Annotated in this window: 3 protein-coding genes; all 3 read right to left on the bottom strand. The window is 37.7% G+C overall.

Annotated elements, in window-relative coordinates; all coding sequences use genetic code 11:
• The coding region (locus tag AC3AX0_RS09890) for a TRAP transporter permease (protein ID WP_487550126.1) at window positions 1–1,510 on the bottom strand (1,510 nt) is incomplete at its 3' end.
• Window positions 1,511–1,581: 71 nt separating this feature from the next.
• On the bottom strand, window positions 1,582–2,577 hold the full coding sequence (locus AC3AX0_RS09885; RefSeq protein WP_487550125.1) for a TAXI family TRAP transporter solute-binding subunit: 996 nt from the start codon (window positions 2,575–2,577) through the stop codon (window positions 1,582–1,584).
• A gap of 127 nt (window positions 2,578–2,704) precedes the next feature.
• Window positions 2,705–3,285: LytR/AlgR family response regulator transcription factor (locus AC3AX0_RS09880; RefSeq protein ID WP_487550124.1), on the bottom strand; the 581-nt coding region annotated here is incomplete at its 5' end.

Here is a 3,285-nt window from a genome sequence, read left to right as displayed (position 1 = left end):
CCATTTTAGCAAGGGCAGGTGCCGCCATTGTTGCTGTAATAATATATGCCGGTATGGACGGAAGACCCATTCCCAGTACTATACAGGCTATCATTGTGAAGAACAGTGTAAGGAATAAAACTCCATTTCCAAGGAATAGTATTGCTCCTGCAAGCTTAAGTCCAAATCCTGTCAATGTTGCAACACCGATTATTAAACCTACTACTGCACAGGACATTGCAACTCCAAGAGCCGTTCTAGTTCCACTTTCAAGTGCATTTACTATGTCCATGAAAAGACCTTTGGTTTCCTTCTTGATTACTCTGACAACTATTGTAAGACCTACCGTCATAAGTATTGAGAAGAATGCTGCATATATAGGCGTCCTTCCGTTTACAAGCATGTACACAAGTACTACAAGTGGTATAATGAGGTATCCTCTTTCCCTAAGTACTTCCGAAACCTTTGGAAGCTGGCTCTTTGGCAAGCCTTCAAGGCCGTTCTTTGAAGCTCTAAGGTGAATCATTGTTATAACTCCAAGATAGTATAGAAATGCAGGTATTATTGCGCTTACTGCTATCTGAATATATGGTATTCCAAGGTATTCTGCCATAATGAATGCCGCTGCACCCATTACTGGAGGAAGAATCTGACCGCCGCATGATGCCGCCGCTTCAACTGCTCCTGCAAATTCATCATCGTAACCGATTTTTTTCATGAGTGGAATTGTAAATGCACCTGTTGTAACAACATTTGCTACTGCAGAACCATTTATTGATCCAAGGAATCCACTTGATACAACTGCAACCTTTGCAGGTCCGCCTTTTGAAGAGCCTGCTATTGCCATTGAAAGATCATTGAAGAATTGTCCCATTCCTGAAGACTGGAGGAATGATCCGAATAGTATGAACAGGAATATATATGACGATGAAACTCCTATAGCTATACCGAAAATACCTTCAGTTGAAAGATACATATATTCAGCAATCTGCGTGATATTATATCCTCTATGTGCCATCATACCTGGAAGTTTAGGTCCAAGGTATGCATAGGCCAGAAAAAGCATTGCAAGTATTACAATTTCCTTACCAACTATTCTTCTTGCACCTTCAAGTACAATTATTATAGCAAGTACTCCAAGTACAACATCTGTCTGATTGGGCATCCCAGCCCTCATAACTATGTTGCTATAATTGAATATTATATATGCTCCCAGAACCAGCGACAGTATGGATAACATCCAGTCCACAACTGTAGGCTTGTCCTTTCTTGAGTTCTTTCCAAATGGATAAAGCACGAATACCAGTCCAAGTATTATTGAAGTATGTACTGCTCTCTGCATTAATGTAACAAGAGCACCCTGCCATGCCGTATATAAATGAAATAATGCTAATCCTACGCAAACGATGAATACAATAAGTCCGGGTATTGTATTTCTGTCAAGTTTTCTAAATCTTGCTTCCGTATCAAATTTTTTAAGAAGTTCGCTTTGATCTATCTCTAATGTTTCAAATTCAAGTTTTTCTTTCATTTCTTCCTCCCTTGAGGCGCTTTTTATAGAGTTTACCCTGATTTCTCAGGGTAAACTTGTCTTTCAATCTTTTATTCAAGTACTCCTACTTCTCTGAAGTATCTCTCTGCTCCAGGATGAATAGGTACAGGCATTCCTTCATTGAATTTCTCAATGTCTATATTGTTTGCAGCATTGTGAGTGTCTCTCATTGCATCAAGATTCTCAAAAAGTGTTTTTGTTATGTCGTATACTGTATCTTCGTCAAGGTCTTCTCTAGTGATGAGTATAGTTTTAACTGCTGCAGTAAATACATCTTCTTCGTTGTCATAGGTTCCAGCTGGAATTATCTCTGAACTGTAATAAGGAATTGATTCCTGAAGTTTTTCAACCATTTCCGGTCTTATTGTTACTATTACTACGTCATGAGTTGTTGCAAGGTCCATTATTGATGAGTTTGGAAGACCTGATGTAAGGAATGCAGCATCAATTGTTCCATTCTTCATCTGCTCTACAGACTCTGCATATGAAAGATAATCTTCTTCTATGTCATCATAAGTTATGCCGTGTACCTTAAGAATATTTCTAGCATCTACTTCAACACCACTACCAGGTGCTCCAACGCCTATTCTTTTTCCTACCATGTCTTCTATTTCCTTGATTCCCGTATCTTCAAGTGTTATAACCTGACAGAAGTTTGGATAAAGAGCAGTGATTCCTCTTATGTTCTTGAATTCGCCTTTTTCTTCAAAGCTTTCTACTCCGTTATATGCAAAGCTTACAACATTGTTCATCGCAAAAGCTACTTCGCCTTGTCCGTTTCCTATTTTTGTAGAGTTTACCGCAGATGCTCCTGTTGATTCAACCGACGAATTTACATAGTCAAGTTTTGAGTTAAGCAAGTTTGAAAGTGATCCGCCAAGTGCAAAATAAGCTCCTGAGCTTCCACCTGTCAAAACTGTTACAAATTGATTGGACTTTGGTGCCTCTCCATTTTCCGAAGCAATATCCCCATTTGAACTGGAACATCCTGTTCCAACTACTGTAAATACCATAATTATTGCCAATAATAAAGAAAGTTTTCTCATATCTTCTACCTCCAAGTTTTTTTCTTAGTTGTAGTTTAATACAAGAAAACGTTTTTTAGAATACTATTTAGTTATGTTGCATTATGTTGTGGTCAAGATGCAATATATCTTGTTGAAATCTTGTTGATTATATGTTCAATTTCTTTTTAAATTCTTTTATATAGTTTCTACTTACAGGTATCTCAAGCTTATCAAAGCCTTTTATTCTAAGCTTTAATGTATAATTAAACCAGGGTATTATTTCCTTTATATAGTCAATATTAACTATGAAGCTCTTATGGGTTCTAATAAACCCGTTTCCCTTTTCTTCAACGAAAGATTTCATTGTCTGATTAAGAGAGTATTCATCTTTCTCTGTAAACACCCTTATCTTGCCTTCAATATATTCAAGATACACTATCTCCTTGAGCTTCAATAAAAAGAGCTTGTCGTTTTTTGCTACTGCAAGGCTTGTCATCTTCTTGGCTGGAGCCGGCTTAATCTCTTCGGTTTTCTTACCCATATTCAATCTTGCCCTGTCTATGCACTTCTTTAGCCTTTCTTCCATAATCGGCTTTACCATATAATCCACAACACCTATATCGAATCCCTTTACTGCATACTGGTCAAAAGCAGTAGCAAGTACTATCTGCGGAGGGTTATCAAGGTCAAGAATTTCCCGAGCAATAACCATACCGCTTTGTGTCTGCAGATTTATATCAAGAAACA

Source organism: Dethiosulfatibacter sp. (assembly GCF_983023055.1).
This window is presented reverse-complemented; position numbering and strand designations above follow the sequence as displayed.

Excerpts from the sequence above, each read along its gene's own strand:
- AC3AX0_RS09885 (WP_487550125.1), bottom strand. The coding sequence starts at position 2,577 with ATGAGAAAACTTTCTTTATTATTGGCAATAATTATGGTATTTACAGTA.